Annotated in this window: 19 protein-coding genes; 8 read left to right on the top strand and 11 right to left on the bottom strand. The window is 39.2% G+C overall.

Translation table 11 applies throughout. The features are described 5' to 3' along the window. Positions 1-255: 255 nt before the first annotated feature. Positions 256-4,308, bottom strand: a complete 4,053-nt coding sequence (locus tag B9Y87_RS16345; protein ID WP_085500045.1) for a two-component regulator propeller domain-containing protein — start codon at positions 4,306-4,308, stop codon at positions 256-258. Positions 4,309-4,750: 442 nt separating this feature from the next. After that, positions 4,751-4,924: a hypothetical protein gene (locus tag B9Y87_RS21980; protein WP_176225650.1), complete on the bottom strand. Its 174-nt coding sequence runs from the start codon at positions 4,922-4,924 to the stop codon at positions 4,751-4,753. Positions 4,925-5,229: 305 nt separating this feature from the next. Here B9Y87_RS21980 and B9Y87_RS16340 point away from each other — a divergent pair, with 305 nt between their 5' ends. Continuing rightward, entirely contained in the window at positions 5,230-5,964 is a 735-nt protein-coding gene (locus B9Y87_RS16340; protein WP_072859978.1) for a LytR/AlgR family response regulator transcription factor, read from the top strand. Between the two features lie 9 nt (positions 5,965-5,973). Continuing rightward, positions 5,974-7,953 carry a tetratricopeptide repeat protein gene (locus tag B9Y87_RS16335; RefSeq protein ID WP_085500044.1) on the top strand — a complete coding sequence of 660 codons (1,980 nt, stop codon included), beginning with the start codon at positions 5,974-5,976 and terminating at the stop codon, positions 7,951-7,953. On the opposite strand, the gene B9Y87_RS16330 is transcribed toward B9Y87_RS16335, so the two are convergent. After that, positions 7,943-8,515 carry a DUF3109 family protein gene (locus B9Y87_RS16330; RefSeq protein WP_085500043.1) on the bottom strand — a complete coding sequence of 191 codons (573 nt, stop codon included), beginning with the start codon at positions 8,513-8,515 and terminating at the stop codon, positions 7,943-7,945. The two genes, B9Y87_RS16335 and B9Y87_RS16330, sit on opposite strands and share 11 nt — an antisense overlap. 147 nt (positions 8,516-8,662) lie before the next feature. Between B9Y87_RS16330 and B9Y87_RS16325 the strand changes: the two genes are divergently transcribed. Both B9Y87_RS16325 and B9Y87_RS16320 read left to right on the top strand, forming a co-directional pair. Continuing rightward, on the top strand, positions 8,663-9,241 hold the full coding sequence (locus B9Y87_RS16325; RefSeq protein ID WP_085500042.1) for a MarC family protein: 579 nt from the start codon (positions 8,663-8,665) through the stop codon (positions 9,239-9,241). Between the two features lie 20 nt (positions 9,242-9,261). Beyond that, on the top strand, positions 9,262-9,465 hold the full coding sequence (locus B9Y87_RS16320; protein ID WP_085500041.1) for a hypothetical protein: 204 nt from the start codon (positions 9,262-9,264) through the stop codon (positions 9,463-9,465). On the opposite strand, the gene B9Y87_RS16315 is transcribed toward B9Y87_RS16320, so the two are convergent. The 4 genes from B9Y87_RS16315 to B9Y87_RS16300 all read right to left on the bottom strand — a co-directional run bounded on the left by B9Y87_RS16315 (position 9,462) and on the right by B9Y87_RS16300 (position 13,104). Then, positions 9,462-11,087 (bottom strand): S41 family peptidase, encoded by a 1,626-nt coding sequence (locus tag B9Y87_RS16315; protein WP_085500040.1) that lies wholly within the window; start codon positions 11,085-11,087, stop codon positions 9,462-9,464. The two genes, B9Y87_RS16320 and B9Y87_RS16315, sit on opposite strands and share 4 nt — an antisense overlap. Positions 11,088-11,102: 15 nt before the next feature. Continuing rightward, positions 11,103-11,537: a deoxycytidylate deaminase gene (locus B9Y87_RS16310; protein WP_085500039.1), complete on the bottom strand. Its 435-nt coding sequence runs from the start codon at positions 11,535-11,537 to the stop codon at positions 11,103-11,105. A 209-nt stretch (positions 11,538-11,746) separates the two neighbouring features. After that, on the bottom strand, positions 11,747-12,331 hold the full coding sequence (locus B9Y87_RS16305) for a HupE/UreJ family protein (RefSeq protein WP_085500038.1): 585 nt from the start codon (positions 12,329-12,331) through the stop codon (positions 11,747-11,749). 35 nt (positions 12,332-12,366) lie between these two features. Further along, positions 12,367-13,104, bottom strand: coding sequence for a tellurite resistance TerB family protein (locus B9Y87_RS16300; protein WP_085500037.1), 738 nt, complete (start codon positions 13,102-13,104; stop codon positions 12,367-12,369). 137 nt (positions 13,105-13,241) lie between these two features. Here B9Y87_RS16300 and B9Y87_RS16295 point away from each other — a divergent pair, with 137 nt between their 5' ends. The 3 genes from B9Y87_RS16295 (at position 13,242) to B9Y87_RS16285 (ending at position 15,218) form a co-directional block, all read left to right on the top strand. Further along, positions 13,242-13,652, top strand: coding sequence for a BrxA/BrxB family bacilliredoxin (locus tag B9Y87_RS16295; protein ID WP_085500170.1), 411 nt, complete (start codon positions 13,242-13,244; stop codon positions 13,650-13,652). A gap of 175 nt (positions 13,653-13,827) precedes the next feature. Then, a complete protein-coding gene (locus tag B9Y87_RS16290; RefSeq protein ID WP_085500036.1) occupies positions 13,828-14,565 on the top strand; it encodes a lysophospholipid acyltransferase family protein in 738 nt (245 codons plus the stop codon). Beyond that, positions 14,562-15,218, top strand: a complete 657-nt coding sequence (locus B9Y87_RS16285; RefSeq protein ID WP_085500035.1) for an HD domain-containing protein — start codon at positions 14,562-14,564, stop codon at positions 15,216-15,218. The genes B9Y87_RS16290 and B9Y87_RS16285 overlap by 4 nt, the downstream gene beginning before the upstream one ends. A 110-nt stretch (positions 15,219-15,328) precedes the next feature. Here the strand turns inward: B9Y87_RS16285 and B9Y87_RS16280 are convergent, their stop codons facing one another. Further along, entirely contained in the window at positions 15,329-16,402 is a 1,074-nt protein-coding gene (locus tag B9Y87_RS16280) for a PA0069 family radical SAM protein (RefSeq protein WP_085500169.1), read from the bottom strand. Between the two features lie 152 nt (positions 16,403-16,554). Between B9Y87_RS16280 and B9Y87_RS16275 the strand changes: the two genes are divergently transcribed. After that, positions 16,555-17,073, top strand: coding sequence for a hypothetical protein (locus tag B9Y87_RS16275; protein ID WP_085500034.1), 519 nt, complete (start codon positions 16,555-16,557; stop codon positions 17,071-17,073). Positions 17,074-17,112: 39 nt separating this feature from the next. Here the strand turns inward: B9Y87_RS16275 and B9Y87_RS16270 are convergent, their stop codons facing one another. The 3 genes from B9Y87_RS16270 to B9Y87_RS16260 form a co-directional block, all read right to left on the bottom strand. After that, a complete protein-coding gene (locus tag B9Y87_RS16270) occupies positions 17,113-18,678 on the bottom strand; it encodes a hypothetical protein (RefSeq protein ID WP_085500033.1) in 1,566 nt (521 codons plus the stop codon). Between the two features lie 23 nt (positions 18,679-18,701). Continuing rightward, complete coding sequence (locus B9Y87_RS16265) at positions 18,702-19,484, bottom strand: enoyl-CoA hydratase/isomerase family protein (RefSeq protein WP_085500032.1); 783 nt, start codon at positions 19,482-19,484, stop codon at positions 18,702-18,704. 67 nt (positions 19,485-19,551) lie between these two features. Further along, positions 19,552-20,976: a sensor histidine kinase gene (locus tag B9Y87_RS16260; RefSeq protein ID WP_085500031.1), complete on the bottom strand. Its 1,425-nt coding sequence runs from the start codon at positions 20,974-20,976 to the stop codon at positions 19,552-19,554. Between the last annotated feature and the right edge of the window lie 43 nt (positions 20,977-21,019).

Raw genomic sequence — 21,019 nt, 5'->3', positions numbered from 1 at the left:
TTCCATTGTAACTAAGTATGCCATAAATGTAACTAAGCAGGGAAAGTTTGAGAATCAAGCTTAAAATGGCCATAAAACGGCACCGACAATTGGCCATTTTTCCAAGAACAAACCCACCGCTACTAATTCTTACTTTGACCTCTTTCAGGGCATTTTTATAACCCCCAAGAAACTGAAAATTCAAAATTGGATCGTACAAACAATACGCTAAATTCTCAATACGTCATTAAATTTTTAACTTAAAATGAAACTCAACTAGTCGGTATTTTGAAGATATTCCACCGGGGTCATTTTGTAGATTTCTTTAAAGCACTTAATAAAATAGGAAGGCGTATTGAATCCAACAGCATAGGCTATTTCACTTATCGACACATCCGAGGTTTTTAAGATATGAACAGCCTGTTTTAAGCGTTGCGATCTTATAAAGGCAGTTGTAGAAAGTCCGGTGTAGGTCAAAAGTTTCCTATGAAGCTGCATACGGCTCATGGTCAATTTTTCACAAAAGGCCTCCGCATTAAAGTTAGGATCCGACAGATGATCATCCAACACGCTTTGCAACTTATTTAAGAACACTTCATCCGTTGGGGTAATTGCTATGTCCTTGGCCTCCAAAATTGACTCATGGCTATATCGGTTCCGCAACATTTTTCGGTTTGCAATAAGGTTGTCCACCCTTGCTTGTAATATCTTTAATTTAAAGGGCTTGGTTATAAAATCATCTGCCCCGGAGTCCAATCCAAGAAGCTCCTGTTCTTCGCCTACCCCGGCAGTCAACAAAATTATGGGGATATGACTGGTCCGTTCATCGGTCTTTAATTTATTACATAGTTCTATTCCATCCCCAAGGGGCATGCGTACATCCGAGATTATAATATCCGGAACCACTTCCAAAGCGGTTTTGATTCCTTCCAAACCATTGATCGCCCCTATAATCTTGTACCTAGTCTTCCAAGCCGAATCCAGAAATTCCCGTATCTCCTTATGATCATCAACAATTAATAGAATAGGGAGTTCACTGGGCCCATTCACTTTACTGGCATTGGGTATTGATACAACATGGCCATTGAAATCCGGGTTTGATCCAGCCTCGGCCACTGGGTCCAACAATTCCACGACTTCCAAGTTTTTAAAATGGGATTTCCTTATGGGCAAATTCACGGTAAAGTGGATCAACTTTGGCTCCTCCATTTCCACGGAAACGGTTCCTTGATACAAATTCACCAATTCCTTTACCACGGCTAGCCCCACACCGGCACCTTCGGAATGTTCATCCTGCTGATAGAAACGGGTAAAGAGATTTTCCAGATCCACTTCTGAATATTGCGACACGGTATTTTTTACACTGATCTGAACATTTCCGCCATCCTTCCTGGCCATGAACTGACAATTTCCTCCTTCACTTACATATTTAAATGCATTGGAAAGAAGATTGATGATAATTTTTTCCAATGCATCCTCATCAAACCAAACAGACCTTAAGTCATCTATTTCCACCACATAATCTACTTTCCTTATACTGGCCCTATACCTAAAAGAAGTAGTTAGCATTCCTAAAAAGAGGCCCATATCGCCCTTGGAAATTTTTAATTTTAATTTACCTTTCTCCAACTTTGCCAAATGCAGCAGTTGATCCACCAAGGCTATTAAACGATTGATATTCCTCTTGATCATGGAAAAATTGGCAAAATCCATATCAGACAGCCCACCTCGGGATAATTTAGCATCCACAGGTCCAGAAATTAGGGTGAGGGGAGTTCGGAATTCATGGGAAATATCGGTATACAACTTTGATTTAAAGCGATTTAATTTTTTAAACCGTTCGGTCTCTTCCATTTTCAAACGAAGGTTCAATTGTAATTGCCATTGCCATTTTAAGTAACTATATATGCCATAGGCCAGCAATAAAAACAGGATTACATAAGAAAATTTGGCCATAGGTGTCAAGTACCATGGCGACATAATGGAAAAGGAAAATCCAACCGGATCATTGTTCCAAACCCCATCATAATTACTGGCCTTTACTTGAAATTCGTAATTACCGGGGGGCAGACGTGTATAACGTGCAAAGTTCTTTTGCCCTGCATACACCCAATCACTATCAAAGTTCACCAATCTATATTGATATTGGTTCTTCTCAGGAAGTGAAAATTGAAGTCCGGAAAAGCTAAAGGATAGTGTGTTCTGATTGGCTTTCAAAGCAAGCCCCTCGGTAATTGGAAAAGCCGCATTATACACATCAAATCCAGTGATCGCAATTTTTGGCACTATGGTATTTTCCTTAATCTTATTTGGTTTAAACCAATAGAAACCATCCAATCCACCAAAATAAAGATTGCCATTCCCATCCTTAAAATACGCACCGGTATTAAATTCTGTAGCCAAACCTTCGTAATTGTTATAATTCACAATACTGGGCGCAGCTTCGAAAGTAGCGGCAGGGGTAAATTTGGTTATACCTTTATTGGAGCTTAGCCATAGGGACCCTTCATTATCTGGCAATATTCCGTAAATCACATTATTGGCCAAACCATCCCTTACACTATATTCATAAAACAGGTTATTTTCAATGTCGTATGCATTCAGTCCTGAACCATTGGTGCCGATCCAAAGTATATCATTGGGTGCATAATACAGGCTTTTTATCCTATTGCTTGATAAAGAGTTTTCTGTGGTTGCAAATTGATGGTTCGTAAAGGTCTCCTCCCTAATATTGAACTTTGAAATTCCATGGCCCTCCGTTCCAATCCACAAATTTCCTTTACCATCCGAGGTAACGACCCTGACATTATTACTAGGTATACCGTTTTGAAGATTGGGATCGTAATCATACCTTTTTACTTCACCCTTAACCTTATCAAACTGAATTAGGCCATCGTCACGGGTGCCCAGCCAAATCCGATCCTCATCATCTTGATAAATAGACCAAATGGTATTCGCCGATAGAACATTTTCATTAAAATCGGAAAAATGTAAAAATTCCCCTTGGGGGTCGCGCATATTAAGACCGCCGTCCTGGGTTCCTATCCATAAATTACCCTCTTTGTCTATCATTAAACTCATGACACGATCGGAAGAAATGGTATTTTCATTTTTAGCTCCCGCCTTAAAGGTCCTCCAACGGTCGTCTTCTGGGATATACTGGGTTAGTCCTTTACCGGAAGTCCCAATCCAAACAGAATTCTCCCTATCTACCACTATAGACCTAACAACATCTATACTAATATTCTCTGGTGTCTGATAATCAGTAAAAGAATTAAATTTTTCCAAATATTGATCGTAATAACTCACCCCAGCCCCATCCGTACCAAACCATAGTGTTCCTGAATAATCTTCATAGATACTCAATATATCATTGTAGTGAAGTGCCGTAGGATTGTGCTTGGCCGTATTAAAATGTGCAATGGATAGCTGCTCAAAATTAACTAGGTATAGCCCCTGCCCATAGGTGGCAACCCATAGTCTTTCCATTGCATCCAGATGCAGGTCGGTTATGTTCAAATCCGATGGCAGGCTGTCCTTAAAGTCCATATCCTCCAGACGGCTAAACACTCCCTCCCCTGAATTCCTAAAATAAAGTCCGGCGCCGAAGGTACCTATCCATTGCTTAGACTGCTTATCTATTACAATATCACTATAATTGGTATATACCGGATTGCCAGTTGCTGTTTTGGCCTTTAATTTCCGCAGACGCAACTTGTTGTAATCATATTCCACAATTTCATTGTCCATGCTCAATAAAAGGGCCCCCATATCATTTTGGGTTATATTATATATAGTACCCCCGGCAATGTTGGATGAAAATATTTGACTAACCCCTTCCTTATCCGCTCTTTTTACAAACAGTCCATTGGAGTAAGTACCTATCCATAGATTATAATCCTCATCCATAAAAATGGAACTTGCATCGTTAATTCCTTGAAGAGGAACAAAAACATTGGACTGGGTTTCCAGTTTATAAGGGATTCGATCATTGGGTATGGCCCATACATGACCCTTCCTATCCACATATACCTTCCCTAAATAACTATGTGTGGCCCTAGTAACATCAACAAACGTAAAAGGGTAAATACTGAATGTATTGCCATCGTATTTGTTAAGACCATCCTGCGTGGCTATCCACATAAACCCTATACTGTCCTGGGCAATGGATACGGCGCTGTTCTGTGAAAGTCCGTCATTTACAGAGAGCTGTCTAAATTTGATTTGATCTTGGGAATAAAGAAATTGCGCAGATATAAAACATATTGCGCCAACAAATAAGATGAAGATATGATTTGTTGATTTTATCTTTTCCACGGTGGGTTCCATCCTGATTGGTTAGATACAAGATAAGATATATCCCGGAAGTAATCAATGAAATTATTCTTTAAGGAATATAGGCCACTTTAGTACCACAACCTGGGAGGATCTGCCCATGACCCCAAATTGATTGGGAGAAGTAAAAAAAACCAAATTGGTGCGATCCAACCGATGCAATGAGTTTATGAATTACTAGAATCGGAAACACATGCTCTAGGTAGTTCCCCCGAAACCTAAATACTATGCGAATTCCAAAACCTACAAGTTGATTGTGTTTTTCAAATTTACATACACATCCTTCGGATAGTTTTGCAACAATGACATGTTCGTGTTTAAAAAAATCCTACAGGACCGCACTTTTTTTGGCAGTTAATTTTAATTGTTAATAATTATGGTCATTGAATGTTATTTATTATTCATGGATTACCACTATATGTTCCATACTAAATCCTTAATACCTCCGGCCTGCTACCGCTTTATTGTCTACAAGTGGACCACTCTTATTTGTATCTACTTTGTGTTCCACAAAATTGTTTTCATGGGAAGTAGCACGCTCATTGTCCGTAAGAACAGCTACAACAAGGACTAAAACTAAAACGATAAAAAAGGCTATACATTTATTCATCTCCTGGGTTTTGGTTTCACTATATCCTTAATAAGAAAATAATTGGTGAATCAAATGTATACGAAATGTTAGTACCCACAATCCGTAATTGTGTAAATGGTAAAATTTCCTGTATAAATGACATTAGGAAAATTAAGCAGTTAGACAAACCTTTCCCACAAAAACCAATTATTCATACATATATCTTCCCAAAAGGCCCAATCTTAATCCAATAAGCACCAACTATACTCAATTCAATTCCATTGACACAAAATATTAAAAGCTTAACGAACTATATTTCTAATTTTGAGTATCTTTCCTTTACTATGTTAGAAGCAGTTTTAGTAGACGACGAAATTAAAGCCCTTCAGAGTCTGTCTTGGGAGCTAACCAACTTTAGTGATGAAATTAAAGTGGTGGCCTCCTTCACTGACCCTTTTGAGGCTTTAAAATATTTGGAGCAGTATCCTCCAGATTGTTTATTCTTGGATATAGAAATGCCCACAATGGACGGATTTCAATTTATTCAGAAATTGCAGAACAAGGAATTTCCGGTAGTTATCACCACTGCCTATAACCAATATGCGATAAAAGCGCTGAAGAATGAAGCAATAGATTATCTTCTGAAACCGATAGATACAGATGATCTAAATGCCACCATCGCCAAAATAAAAAAGTTCAACAGCAAAAATTATACAGCGGAAAAGTTGGAAAAGATACTTTTGAAGTTCAATTCCGATTCGCTTCAAAAAAAGATCACTATTAATACCGATGGGAAATTATTATTTTTACAAAGCGATGAAATTCTTTTTGCAGAATCTGATGGCAATTACAGCACCTTGTTTTTAAGTGATGGACAAAAGATTTTGCTTACCAAAAAATTAAAGGAGGTAAATCAGATATTGCCCAAGGATACTTTTTTTAGAATTCATAATTCCTTTATCATCAACCTCAATAAAATAAAGGAATTTCTTAAAACAGATGGTTACGTAATTTTGCAATCCAACCATAAAATACCTGTGTCAAGACAGAAAAAGTCCGACTTTCTAGATTTAATATAATCTATCATTATGAATTTTCCCTCCTTAATTATATCCATCTTTTGTCGACTTTCATTCTTAAATACAGGCCGCTTCTTTTTTTTTTTAGTTTTTACCTCCCTTTCACTTTCCCCGGCCCATTCCCAGAAAGTTTCAGAAGAATTTAAAAGGATTACGGATAGCCTCATTAAGGCTGCACCGGTAACCTATCAAGAATTGGATTCCATTTTAAAACCCAAAAGAAGTGATACTACCTATATGCGCTTTTTTGATATGGAATCTGCCCGAAAAAAATATTACATAGGACAGTCCTATGCCCTAAATCAACTTGGAAGGAAATACAGGAACATTTCAGATTACACAAAGGCTGTTGCACTCCATGAACAGGCATTGCAAGCGGCTTTGGACGCCAACAATCTAGAATTCCGGGTCTATAGTTTAAATATGTTGGGCGTGGTCTACAGAAGGAGCGATGCTATTAAAATAGCCTTGGATTACAACCAAGAGGCTTTGGAATTGGCGGAGTCGGAAGCCAATCCTTCAGACGGACTAAAAAGAAGTATAAACGTTTCCCTAAATAGTATAGGCAACCTATATTCCATTCTAAAACAATACGATATAGCCATTGCTCAATTTAAGAAGTCGATGGCTTTGGAAAAGGAGCTTGGCAATAAATTGGGACTTGCCATTAATTATCAGAATATTGGGGAATGCCTGGAATACAAAGGGGAGTTGGAGGAAGCACTGCACTATTACAGAACCTCCTTGGACTACAATAATGAAATTGACAGTGATAAGGGCAGGGTCATTTGTAAGAATAGTATAGCCCAAATCTACATAAAGCAGAACAAATTAACACAGGCGTTGGAAATTCTTGAACCCAACCTATTGGCCGCTGAAGCCTTGGGGGACAAGACGGTTATAGCAGCCATAAACATCAATATGGGCTGGGCCCTAATGGAATTAAGACAATATACAGAATCGGAAAAATACCTTGTGAACGGACTGGAAATGTCCAAAAAACATCAATTACCAAGTTATATTGCCCATGCCTATAATTACTTATCCAAACTATACACCTATAAAGGCGAATACCAAAATGCTTTGGAATACTACCAACTGGCTGAAAAATTTAACGAAGACATTAATAGTGAGGTCAATCGCCGTTATATCAACGATTTGATCATAAAATATGAAACCGAAAAAAAGACCAATCAAATAGAGGCCTTGGCCAGGGAAAACGAATTTATGAACCTACGGCTTCGTAAAAAAACAAACACCCTGATCATTGGAGCCTTGGGAATGGCCCTTCTAACTTTTATCCTTTACATATTATATAGGCAGAAAGAGTTGAAAAATGAAAAACAGATCCTAACTCTGGAGCAAAGTATGTTGCGCAGCCAAATGAACCCTCATTTTTTGTTCAATTCCCTAAATTCCATAAAACTTTACATCATTAATAATGAAAAGAAAAATGCAGTACACTACCTTAATAAATTTTCTAAGCTGGTCCGCAAAATTCTGGAAGCTTCCTCATTAAAAGAAATATCCCTGGCCGATGAATTGGAGACCATTGACCTATACATGAACATTGAAAACATTAGATTTTCGCACGAGATAAACTTTACAGTGCGGGTAGATGAAACCATTGATGAGCATACGGTTAAGATTCCTTCTTTAATTCTACAGCCCTTTCTGGAAAATGCGCTCTGGCACGGGCTTTCCTCCAAAGAGGGAGAAAAAAAGATCCATCTGCACGTTAGCCGGGAAAATGAAAAGTTTATTCAAATAAGCATTACCGACAACGGTGTTGGTCGGGAGGCCTCCGAAAGGATAAAGGAAAGCAAATTCTTAAAGCGAAAGTCCATTGGCATCGATATTACCAAGGAAAGGTTGGCCAATTTCTCCAAAGACTTCGAAAATTCATTTCAGGTAGAAATAATTGATCTGTATGATTCCAATAAGGTGGCCTTAGGCACCAAAGTGGTACTACACATCCCTACCCATTAGTGTGCTCTAAAGCAATTTGTTCCAATTCCGAATACCATTTTTTGCCGAACTTTCGAATCAAGGCCTCCTTTACAAATTTGTAAATAGGCACTTTAAGCTCATTACCCAAGGAGCAAGCAGGATCGCAGATTTCCCATTTGTGATAGTTCACAGCAGTGAGTTCCGAATATTCCCTTACCCGGATGGGGTACAAATGGCATGAAACAGGCTTTTTCCACTTGGTAGCGCCTTGATTATATGCCTCTTCCAGGCCACATTTTGTAATTCCTTTGTCGTCAAAAATTACATAGGCACATTCACTGCCATTCACCAAGGGCGTTTCCCATTCACCATCCTCACCTCTAATAAAGGCTCCTTGTTTTTCTATCTCAGCAATACCTTCGGGCCGCAAAAAGGGTTTTACCCTACTATAAATGTCTACCAAAATCTCTGTTTCCTTATCTTCAAGGGGAGCTCCGGCCTCACCATCAACACAACAGGCACCTTTACAGGCATTCAAATTACAAACGAAATCGTTCTCAATGATTTCCTCCGACACTATTGTTTTTCCAAGTTGGAACATATCATTTTATTAGGCGACAAATATAATTCTTTAAGGAATATAATTTCCTGTAAATAAATCCAAATACCCCCAATTAAACGTAAATTTGCCGCGTCTTGGCGCGGAAAGGCGAAACTCGTATATTAGAAACCAGGATTATTTTTTATTATGGAATTCAATTTTAATTTTCGGGAAATAGTTACTGCCAGTATGGTACTTTTTGCAGTAATAGATATCATTGGGAGCATTCCCATCATAATATCCTTAAGGAACAAGGTAGGACATATCCAATCTGGCAAGGCCTCTGTTGTGTCGGCCTGCATCATGGTAGCCTTCTTGTTTGTTGGGGAAGAAATCCTGAATTTAATAGGAATCGATGTGAATTCTTTTGCCGTTGCCGGATCTTTTATAATCTTTTTTTTGGCCATAGAAATGATTTTGGGAATCACACTTTACAGGGACGATCAACCCGAAAGTGCTTCTATAGTGCCTATCGCTTTTCCTTTGATTGCCGGTGCCGGAACGGTTACTACCTTGCTCTCATTGAGGGCGGAATACTACGTAGAGAATATCATTGTGGCCATTATAATAAATGTTATTTTTGTATACTTTGTCCTGAAATCCTCTAGGCGAATAGAACATATTTTAGGCAAAAACGGACTAAATGTTATCCGAAAAATATTTGGTGTTATTCTTTTGGCCATCGCTGTGAAGCTATTTACCTCGAATATCAACCAGTTATTTTAAACTTTAATGAAATTGATCTGATGAACAAAATTGTAATAGTAGTACTCATTGTATTGGGATTGGGATTAATAGCCTATAACGTGACCTTGGTGGATTTTAAGGAACCTTTTCAGGGAAATAGCATAATAGCCCTTATAGGAATATTGGCCGCCCTATGTGCCATAGCCCTTTTACTGATTTACAGTACTTCGAAGAAAATCCAGAAAAAAATTGAGCAGGACTAGTTGTTGGATTCAATTCTATCTGCCTCTTTTTGGCTTATAGTTGGTTTATCCAATTCCAGCACCTTCTTTAACATGTCGTCCCCGCCACTCTTTATTTGGGCATAGACATTGGGGTCGAACAATTGTTCTGCCAAGGTAGCCTTGATATATAGTTTTATCTTGTCCTCGAAAGCGTAGAAGTCCATCTTAATATTTCTGGCCAGACAATAATCTATAAAAACCTCGAACAGAATATCATCTACCCTAAAATTATTAACAAATTCCTCCTTGGAATAGCCTTTGTACTGGGCCCTGTTGCCATCCAAATGCTCAAATACAAAATAGGATAGGAATCCCAAATTTTCCAAACTCTCAAAATACTCCGATTCATTGGAACCAATGGGTACAAATACATCAGGGATAATACCTCCCCCGCCATAAACCACCTTACCTTTTGGGGTTTTAAACTTTAAGGAATCGGCTACTTTTATACTGTCTACAGAAATTAGTTCCCCACTGTGGAAGCGATCGGTAAATTTCTGATAATAATCCTTGTTTCCCTTGTCGTACGATTTCTGAATGGAACGTCCGGTAGGGGTATAATATCTGGATACGGTCAAGCGCACGGCAGAACCGTCCCCCAAATCCATTTCGCGCTGCACAAGACCCTTTCCAAAAGACCTGCGCCCAACAATAGTGCCTATATCATTATCCTGTAAGGATCCGGCTATGATCTCACTGGCAGAGGCGGAACGCTCATTAATTAAAACGTACACGGGCTTATCCTCAAAATCGCCTTTTTTGGTGGCAAAGACCTTATCTATCTTACCTTTTTTGTTTTTGGTGAACAAGATCAATTTTCCGTCTGCCAAAAACTCATCTGCCATTTGTTCGGCTATGCCCAGATATCCACCTGGGTTATCCCTTAGATCCAAGGTTAATTTTTTAGCTCCTTGGGCCTCCAATTTCCTTAAGGCCGTCTTAAACTCTTTATAAGTTGATTCTGCAAAACGATTTACCTTAATATAGCCCATATCCTTGGTAAGCATATAGTAGGCCTCTACACTTTTTATGGGAACCACATCCCGCTTAATGTTTACGCTAAAGGTTTTATTGTCATCCTTTCTGTAAACCTGCAATCTTACCGGAGTACCCTTTTTGCCCTTTAGTTTTTCCACCACCAGGTTATTGGGGATGTTCTCCCCATATAAAGTATCATTATCCGCCATTAAAATCCTGTCTCCAGGTTGAAGTCCCTTTAGAAAACTTGGTCCGTCTTCAATGGTTCTAATCACGGAAATGGTATCCTTGTACATATAGAAATTAACTCCTATGCCTACAAAATCGCCCTTCATATTCTCGGAGACTTTATCCATCTCTTGTTTGGGTATATATACCGAATGGGGATCCAATTTCTCCAATATATTATTTACGGTAACATCTACAATACTATCCGTGTTAATGTCGTCTACATACTCGTAGTCTATATAATCTATTAATCTGTTAAGCTTATCTTTTTTTGAATTGGTAGTAAAAAGCTTCTCAGGTGAATCATTAAAATTCAATTTTCCACCCACGAAAATACCTGCGGCCAATGCCAAGGCAATTATTGTGGGCCATAAGTAGGAATTTTTTCTTTTCATGATTCAAAATAGCAATTAAACGTTTTCAATTATGGGCAGATGAACCAGCTGCACTCCCGCCTTTTCAAGAAATTGCAACCCTGAGCTATCTTTATACGCCGTCTGATATACTACACGTTTTATGCCAGATTGGTGTATTAGTTTACTACATTCCTTGCAAGGTGACAATGTTATGTACAACGTGGCACCTTCACAGGACTGAGTGGAAGAAGCTACTTTGGATATGGCATTGGCTTCGGCATGAAGTACATACCATTTGGTATATCCTTCTTCGTCCTCGCAAATATTTTCAAAGCCAGTAGGGGTTCCATTGTATCCATCGGAAATAATCATCCTATCCCTTACAATTATGGCCCCTACTTGTTTGCGCTTGCAATACGAGAGTTTGCCCCATTCACTGGCCATTCGCAAATAAGCCTTATCGTACTTTTCCTGTTTACGTTCCTTCATCCGTTGATATTTCCCATTAATCCATGAGCCGAACTCCCATTTAAATGTTCATGAACCCCCTTGGTGCCAAACCCATTGTTCGTTTTTACAAAGGTACGGGAACTTTTTATTGAACATATTAGCCAATTGGGAATAAATCACTTTTCCTTAGCAAGATAGCTGCTACCCGCAACCCATACAATTCCTAAAGGTTAAGATTTAGCCAAAGCCTACCAAGGAAACGTTGCAAACAACATAGGTATTGTAATAAACAGGATAATAATCGACATTACCTGGGTAAAAAGGTGCTGCTTTACAGCAAATAAAGATCTAACGATATAATTGGCACTCAATACTGCCAGCAGAATCAATATTTGGGAAAATTCTATCCCTGTAGCAAAGCCCAATAAGGGAGAGATTTTTTCCTCTTCCCCGGCCATTAGCATTTTAAAATAATTGGAAAATCCAAAGCCATGAACTAGACCAAAGAAACCTGTTGCAACACTATAAAGGACCATATTCCTATGCGCCGCTAATTTTTTGGCATGAAATAGATTATGTATGGCGGTAAAGAATATGGTAATAGGAATTAGAAACTCTATCAATCCAACATCAACCAACAATATTCCATAAACGGATAGGGCAAGGGAGGCGCAATGCGTTATTGTAAAAATAGTGGCAAGCACCAATATTTTTTTCCAGTTGGCAAAGGTAAAAGGAACCGCTAGGGCTGCCAAGAACAAAATATGGTCATAAGCATCCAAATCCAATACATGCTCCAATCCCATCTGAATGTAAAACCAAAAATTCCCCATTATCCAGAATAACGTTTAGATTATTAATACGTGCCCTAAAGACCTCTTTCCTGTTGAATTATCTCATAAGCTTTTTGAACTTCCTTAAACTTTTCTTCGGCCCCTTTCTTAATAGCTTCATTTTCGGTATTTACCCTATCCGGATGATACTTTTTGGCCATGGTCCTGTAAGCCTTTTTAACTTCCTCATCCGTTGCCGATTTTTCAATTTCCAATATTTTGTAGGCATTGTCGGCCGATTTGATAAACATGGCCTTAATACTTTCAAAATCTATATTGCTCACCCTAAAATATCGTGCTATTTCCGAAATTTTATCGATTTCAGCTGGACGCAAAGTGCCATCGGCCTGGGCTATCCCAAACAAAAAATGCAATAACTGAAGCCTTACTTCGTATCTGGTGCGTTGATTTAAAAAGTTGCATATACGTTCTGCGGAAACCTCCCTTTTTTTAACAACCTCATTAAAGGTCCTAAAGATAGCATTGGCCTTATCCTTACCATAGGTACTTACAAAATATCGGCGTACATAATCCATCTCGGTCTGGCTAACGGAACCGTCCGCCTTTATGACAATGGAACAGAGGGAAAGTAAATTGATCTCGAAATCGGCTGGAGATACATGCTGTTGAGTAATATCCCTAAACACTGAGCGCCCTCCCCCACTGCCAGAGCTTTTCATATTATCGAAAAAGCTACCAATAATAAATCCCAGGATAGCCCCGGGAAATCTAAAGACATAATACCCCAAAATTGCGGCAAACCATTTAATCATCTTTATTTCAAATTTTGGCAAAGATATAATTTTAAGGTACAAAAGAAGCTCTAATGAAAAGTTAAGGTATTTAGTGAGGATGTTCTAAAATGGTTATCTTTGAAAACTTTATCAATAATCGAATAAAAATATATACTATGTATCCTGCAGAATTAGTAAAACCTATGAGACAAGACCTAGCAGTAGCGGGTTTTGAAGAACTATATACGGCCGATGAGGTTAAAAGTGCCCTCAGTAAAGAAGGAACTACCCTGGTAGTGGTCAATTCGGTTTGCGGATGTGCTGCTGCCAATGCAAGACCTGCTGCCAAAATGAGTCTTCAGAATTCAAAAAAACCAAACCATTTGGTAACTGTTTTTGCTGGTGTAGACACTGAGGCCGTTAATGCCGCAAGGAATGCGATGATTCCTTTTCCTCCATCTTCACCAAGTATGGCCCTGTTCAAGGACGGGGAATTGGTACATATGATAGAACGTCATCATATTGAAGGTAGACCTGCAGAAGTAATTGCAGAGAATTTAATGGAAGCTTACAATGAATTTTGTTAATGTGGCCTTACCCCATTAATACTCAGTAAACTACCTCGGGGCAAGCCCCTGAAGCATTGAAAGAACCCATATTTTAGATTTCGGCCTAAGCGTCGGAGAATTTTAATCTCGATTATCGAGTAAATATTCTTGAATGAAACCGCTTTGTAAAAGAGCGGTTTTTTATTTTTGTACCATGCAAAAAGTATTGGCTTTTCCATTGTCTGCCCTTTACCTCATATTATTTGGGCTAACATTGCTCCTGTTCCATCCCATTCAATGGGTCTGCTTCAATGGGTTCGGCTATAATGCGCACAGAAAAAGTGTGGCCCTATTAAACCTCTGCCTCCTACGCTGTACCCATGTTCTTGGCACCCGATACACCTTTATCAACCCACATAATATACCAACAGATAGACCGGCCATAATTGTGCTCAACCATCAAAGTATGCACGATATTCCCCCCATTATTTGGTACATGCGAAAACATCACCCCAAATTTGTGAGTAAGATGGAATTGGGTAAAGGAATACCCAGTGTATCCTATAACCTAAGACATGGTGGTTCGGTACTCATCAACAGAAAGGACAGTAGGCAGTCCTTAACGGAAATAGCAAAACTGGGCGGTTATATTGAGAAATACAAGCGTTCCGCAGTCATATTCCCGGAAGGCACCAGAAGCAAGAACGGACAACCGAAAAAATTTCACACTACAGGATTAAAAGTTCTTTTAAAGAAGGCGCCTTCAGCCCTAATTATACCAATTAGTATCAACAATTCCTGGAAAATGCTAAAATATGGCAAGTTTCCCTATGGAATTGGCAATCACTTAAGCTTTGAGGTGCACAAACCATTGGAAAACAAAGGCGATGTGGAAGTGCTCATAGAAAAAATTGAAAAAACCATAACCAAGGCCGTAATTACAACTACATGACCAATACCCAAATCGTTGAAGAAACCATTACCTTTGTTAAAGAAACACTGAAGGGCGCCGAAGGAGGACACGATTGGTTCCATATCCAACGCGTCTTTAAGAATACCCTTCTTATAGCAAAAGATGAAAAGGTAGATGTACTGGTAGTTAGTCTAGGTGCATTACTACACGATATTGCAGATGCAAAGTTTAATGGAGGTGATGAAACTGTAGGCCCCCGGATGGCAAAGGATTTTTTAATCTCATTGGGGGTAGACAAAAAAGCCATAGACCATGTGGTAAAAATAATTGAAAACATTTCCTATAAGTCCAGTTTGGATCCTAACAATTCATTTACGTCCAAAGAATTGCAGGTAGTACAGGATGCCGATAGATTGGATGCCATCGGGGCCATTGGAATTGCCCGTGCCTTTAACTACGGTGGGTATAAAAATAGGGAAATATATAACCCTGAAATTGCCCCCAACCTCCAAATGAGCAAGGAGGAGTACAAAAAATCCCAAGCCCCTTCCATAAATCATTTTTATGAAAAATTACTGCTCCTAAAAGACAAGATGAATACTGAATCTGGCAAGAAACTCGCAGAAAATAGACATCAATTCATGATGGATTATTTGGAGCAATTCTTTAAGGAATGGAATGGTAGTGCCTGACAACCAATGTAAATACCTTTCGGTATAATTTTAACTTGCTACTTATTTTACATCGGCCTATAGGCACGCTTATGGTCCATACCAGCTCCTAAGTTAACCAGGTCCATGTGTTAAAATAACTTCAACTGACCTCCCTTGTGCGCTTCATAAAGCTCTGTGTTAAGTTTTGGAAATACTTTATCCTTAAAATATTTTTGTCGCGCCAAATGAGCCATATCTTTAATTTGCTGTGCAATTTTGCCTTCGCCTCTATTACGTATACCAAATCGACTGTCGTTTAGGGAACCTCCATGGCAGTCCGCTATCTGTTGCAATACCTTATTGGCCCTATCGGGTAAAGTCTTTCTTATCCAATCTTCAAATATCCGACCTATGGCACCATTGAGCCTAACCACGGTAAACCCAAAGGAAAGAGCACCTGCATCGGATACGGCTTTGGCCAAATTTAGAATTTCATGACTGTTGATACCCGGTATAATCGGCGCCAACATGGCATTTACGGGAATATGATTTTCGGACAAATGGCGAATGGTCTCCAAACGCCTTTTAATAGTTGCGGTCCTAGGCTCCAGGATGCGCCGGGTTTCTTCGGACAAGGAGGTTACGGAAATATTTACCCCTATCAAATTATCGGCCGCCAATGGAGTCAGGATATCCAGATCCCTCAATACCAGTGCATTTTTGGTAATTATACCTACAGGATGACGGTACTTTAGAAAAACTTCCAAACAAGCCCTGGTAATCTTAAATTGATGTTCTGCAGGTTGGTAACAGTCCGTATTCCCTGAGAGTACAATGGTAGCCGCCTTCCAACTTCGGCTTTTCAATTTAGCTTCCAATAAGGCCGGAGCGTCCTTTTTGACCAAAATCTTGCGTTCAAAATCGAGTCCAGCACTATAACCCCAATATTCGTGGGTATTTCTAGCATAACAATAAATACATCCATGTTCGCAACCCTGATAAGGATTGAGGGAATAATTCATACCTACATCGGGACTATCTACTTTGTTTACGATCGTCTTTGGAAAGATGGGAAGATACTGGGTCTTATTGCGATCCGATATTTCCCCTTCAATACGGCAGAATTCCAAAAAATCGTCCCTTAATTCATTGGAGAATTGGGCAAACCTATTGTCCGTGTTTTTTTGGGCTCCTCGACCCTTGATATAATCATTTGATTTCACAATATATGGATTTTGTCCAAATTTATGGAAATTATCCAAATAATAATCTATACACTTCGATATGAAATTTAATCCTGCAAGAAATTCTTAATATTAGTCGCTTGCTATATGCAAATTATAATAGCTATATTGTTGTAATATATTTTGTGCAGATGAACTTTAGATCAACCAGATTTATACTATTATTATTATTTATTTCCACAGCCTATGGTTTATATGCCCAACAAGAAAAGGATGGGAATAATGATATTAATTTTAGCATAGAAGAGGCACAAGCTATTATTGACAAATACAACTTATTGGAAGGTAGCATTATATTACACCCAAGGGATTCCATAATTCCGTCGTTGATGGACACAAATCCTGAATTGGCCAATCGACCTTCCCAACCACCCTTAATGCCCATGACCAAAGCCGAATTTGAAAAGTCGGTCGCCGAAATGGCCACTTACCAGCAATCGCAAGAAGGACAGATAGCAAAAAAGATTGGTGATTTTTATAGAAAACTCGGATCCACTGAACCTACCGGAGAACAACTGGATAGTTTATACTTGGGCATAGATAAGGAATACGGAACAGATTATTGGCAACAAGTTAGAGGCCCCTTGCCCCCTGGCGCAAAGCGTTACTCCAGTTTTGACAATAAACCAATGACCCTGCAAGAACCATAACATATACTATTCGGGAGGCCAATCCTGATCCCTGGGTCTTTATGGGGTGTTGATCTCTACTTTTACCAATTGCTTTTTAGACCCCCTTTTGGCATAATAAAGCATATTACTGTTTTCCTTGTCTATCAACGGCATGGAAACCATTAACGGAAGGCGTGCTTCATGATCGTCTATTACCTTCTCATAACTTATCTTACCTTCCTTATCCAATTGGATCATAAATACATTTCTGTTACGACTAAGACCCTGTTTGAAAACCAATCTTTCACCACTTAACAATTGTGGGTTTTCTGCAGCCGTGCTGATCAGATAATAGGTATTATCTCCACTGGCGCAGGAACTGTAGGAGGCATATGCCCCGTCCCCTTGGGTCACCTCCGACTTATTAATATTTCTTGCCCATACAATATCTCCTTCCGAATTTAATTTGGCACTGACAATATCGTTGTAATGAAACCTTTCTATTTTTACCCTGGAACCCGTTGGGTCCTGCTGCACACTGGAGGTAACAAAATATTCCTCCGCATTAAAAAGAATGGAATTATCCTTGGTAACGCTAACATTCTTAAAGACCAGATTTTTAATTTCCGTGTCGTCTTCCCTACCAAACTTATCCTCCATAAACTGTTGGGAAAAGGCATTATACTTTTTGGTTTTGATGCCCAGGGAGTTTCTATCCAGTTCAAAATAGGCCAAGCCATTATATCTATTGTCCTTTCTGTCCGCATAAAATCCGACGCAGATCAATTTATCGTTTACAATGATGGGTTTTAAGGCTTCCGAAAATTTACCAGGGTCATCAAAAGTCTGTGTAATGGCCCCGTTCTTGGCAACCTTCAATAATTCATATTGAAATTTGCGTTCCGTAGCCGCGAAACGCTTCTTTTTATAATACGCCTTACCAACCAGATAGACTTGATTTAAATCTTTTGAAGTAACCATGTTTTCAAAGGCATAGTTCTTTTCTTCTATTTCTGCGGAAAAATCATATTCTATTAGTTTGTTCAAGCTACTGTTGAAAAGATATACAAAGTGTTTTTCCTCTTTCCCTTTTTTATAATGGGTACTAATAGCGATTGCGGTTTTATCCTCATTGAGAAAAGCCGTTGTAGTAAAACCTGATGAAAAATTCCTTCTATAGTAATTATGGTCCAGAGGATCGTTTACTGGCAGAGAGGGTATGGAAAGAATGGTTTCCTGGGTAAAATTAAAATTGTCCAATGGACTTCTATGCACCACGTAATCATAGGCACCCTTGCCAAGATTATAATCCAAGAACAGGATATTGAGTTGTCCGTTCTTTACAAATGCATTTACAAAGTCGAGCCCCTTTAGCTTGTAATTATACTCTCCTACCAGTTCCAAGTCCTTATTGTAATGCTCAATATAATAACCTTTGGGCTTCAGGATTATACCGGTGTAATAGGAACGCACCAAAATAGAGCCCCCCATTCCGTCATCCGAAATTTCCAACAAATTGGAATATTTATACCTATCATTATATTTTTCTCCAAAACTATATTTTACAGGCAATTGCTGGGCCTGTGTAAGGAAAAAAAAGCATAAAAAGAAACACGGCAATACAAGGTTTTTCCCAATATTCATAACAAACTATTTAGGGTATCTTTCTAAGCACCCGGAAAATTGGCTTTTCTTTTTTCCAAAAAAGCAGTGGTTCCCTCCTTAAAATCCAAAGTACCAAAACAACTGCCAAAAGCCTCTATTTCCGCTTCGAAACCGTTAATACTATTGTTAAAACCAGCATTTATGGCTTTTATTGCATAACCGATCGCTACAGGTGAATTATTCGATATCTTACCTGCAAATTTCTTACAAAGATCCATGAGATGCTCCTGTTCCACCACATAGTTGACCAAACCGAACTCCAATGCCTTGGCTGCATCGATCATGCCCGCCGTTAAGATCATTTCCATGGCCCTGCCCCTACCTATAAGCTGTGGTAATCTCTGTGTTCCCCCATAACCTGGTATAACCCCTAGGGAAACTTCGGGAAGGCCCATTCTGGCATTATGACTGGCCACCCTAAAATGACAGGCCATGGCCAATTCCAACCCTCCCCCCAAAGCAAATCCGTTGATGGCCGCAATGACCGGGGTAGAGAGGTTTTCTATAAAATTGAACAATCGTTTTTGGCCCTTAGCGGCCAATTTGGCGCCCTCCTTTTCGGAAAAATTGGCGAATTCGGAAATATCGGCCCCTGCCACGAACGCCTTCTCCCCGCATCCGGTTAAAATAATCACCTTCACTTTCTTATCCTTCGCCAAATCCTTTAAGGCATGGTGCAGTTCTTCTATGGTTGCCTTATTAAGTGCATTTAACTTGGTAGGCCTATTTATGGTAATAATGGCCACCTCTTTGTCTGTAGTAATAAGTAAATTTTCGTATTTCATAGCATTAAAATTAATTATCCTCTCAAATTCTTAAAATATTGAATATTCACTACTTGCCTCTAGGAGCCTATGTTTTTACGCCCTCATTAGCAATGGGAAAACGCACCGTAAAAACGGTACCTTTACCAGGTTCAGAAGTAAAGTTGATGCTTCCTTTGTAAGTTTCCACAATATTCTTGACCATCCCAAGTCCAAGGCCCATACCACTGGTCTTGGTGGTAAACTTGGGTTCGAACACCCTTTCCTTTGATTCCATTGAGATTCCCATACCATTATCCTCCACAGTCATTTTTACAAAATCCCCATCCCTGGAGACGGTTACCAAAACCTTGGGAGCCTCTACATTTACAATGGCCTGCGTGGCATTTTTAACCAGATTGGTAACCACCCTAATCAATTGCGTACGATCTAATTTGGCTATTATTTCCTCTTCCTCGGAGAAAAAATGAATATAGTTCTCATCAAAAATATCCACGGCCATTTTTACGATCTTCACCACATTTAAAGTCTCGTTTTGCTGGGCAGGCATATTGGCAAAATTGGAAAAAGCAGAAGCGATACTGCTCATAGTATCGATCTGTTGAATCAATGTTTTTGAAAACTCAGAAACCTTTTTTGCGATATCCGGATCATTAGGGTTAAACTTTCGTTCAAAATTCTGCACGCTTAAACGCATAGGGGTAAGTGGATTCTTAATTTCATGTGCCACCTGTTTTGCCATTTCGCGCCATGCTTGCTCCCTTTCCCCTTTTGCCAATTTTGCCGCGCTTATTTCCAGTTCATCGATCATTTCGTTGTAAGAGGTTATCAATTTCCCAATTTCCTCGCTGGGATTTTCCACTATGATCTTTTCATTTCTTTTGGTGAGGTCGGTCTGATTCAACCTTTCCGAAATGGTCTGCAAGGATCTAGTGATATATTTGGAAATAAAATAGGCCAGGCCAATAGCCAAGAGCATCAACAGTAAATAAGCTCCTGTTAGCCTTAACAGTATCTCCCTTAACTCCTTGTCATTAAATGAATTATCCTCAAAATAGGGTAGGTTTAATATTCCTACATTCTTAAATCTTTTGTCGCTTATGTAGGTATAGGACGCCTGATAGTTATAGCCTGCCGCCGATTTTTGTTCCACATATCTCTTGTTGGGCGAGGAAGCCAAATGGTTCAATACTTCCGCATCCAAACAGGTAGAAATGGAATCCACTTCAAATTTAGGCCTGGAACTTTTAATTAGCTGGCCTTGGAGATCATAAATATTAAAATTAATATTCTGAACTAGGGCAATCTCATAAATCTCATCACGGAAAATATGGCCCAAGTTCTCTGTTGTTACGGGAAAAGTAGTCTTTTGAAGTGCCAGATCTATACTCTGTTTGATCTGCTCCTCCTTACGCTCCATACGTTCGGCATGGTAATCCCTATTTTGCTCGCTGTATTGGTATATGGTAACCGATGCAATCAAAACAAATGCAATTACCACCCAAAAAATCATGGAGATAAAAATTCGGGAACGCAAGGAAATGTTTCTCAACAAT

It is taken from the genome of Arenibacter troitsensis, from assembly GCF_900177645.1.
In the GTDB taxonomy this organism is placed as follows: domain Bacteria; phylum Bacteroidota; class Bacteroidia; order Flavobacteriales; family Flavobacteriaceae; genus Arenibacter; species Arenibacter troitsensis.
The sequence above is the reverse complement of the archived record's forward strand: the minus strand, read 5'-3'. Positions and strand labels throughout refer to the sequence as shown.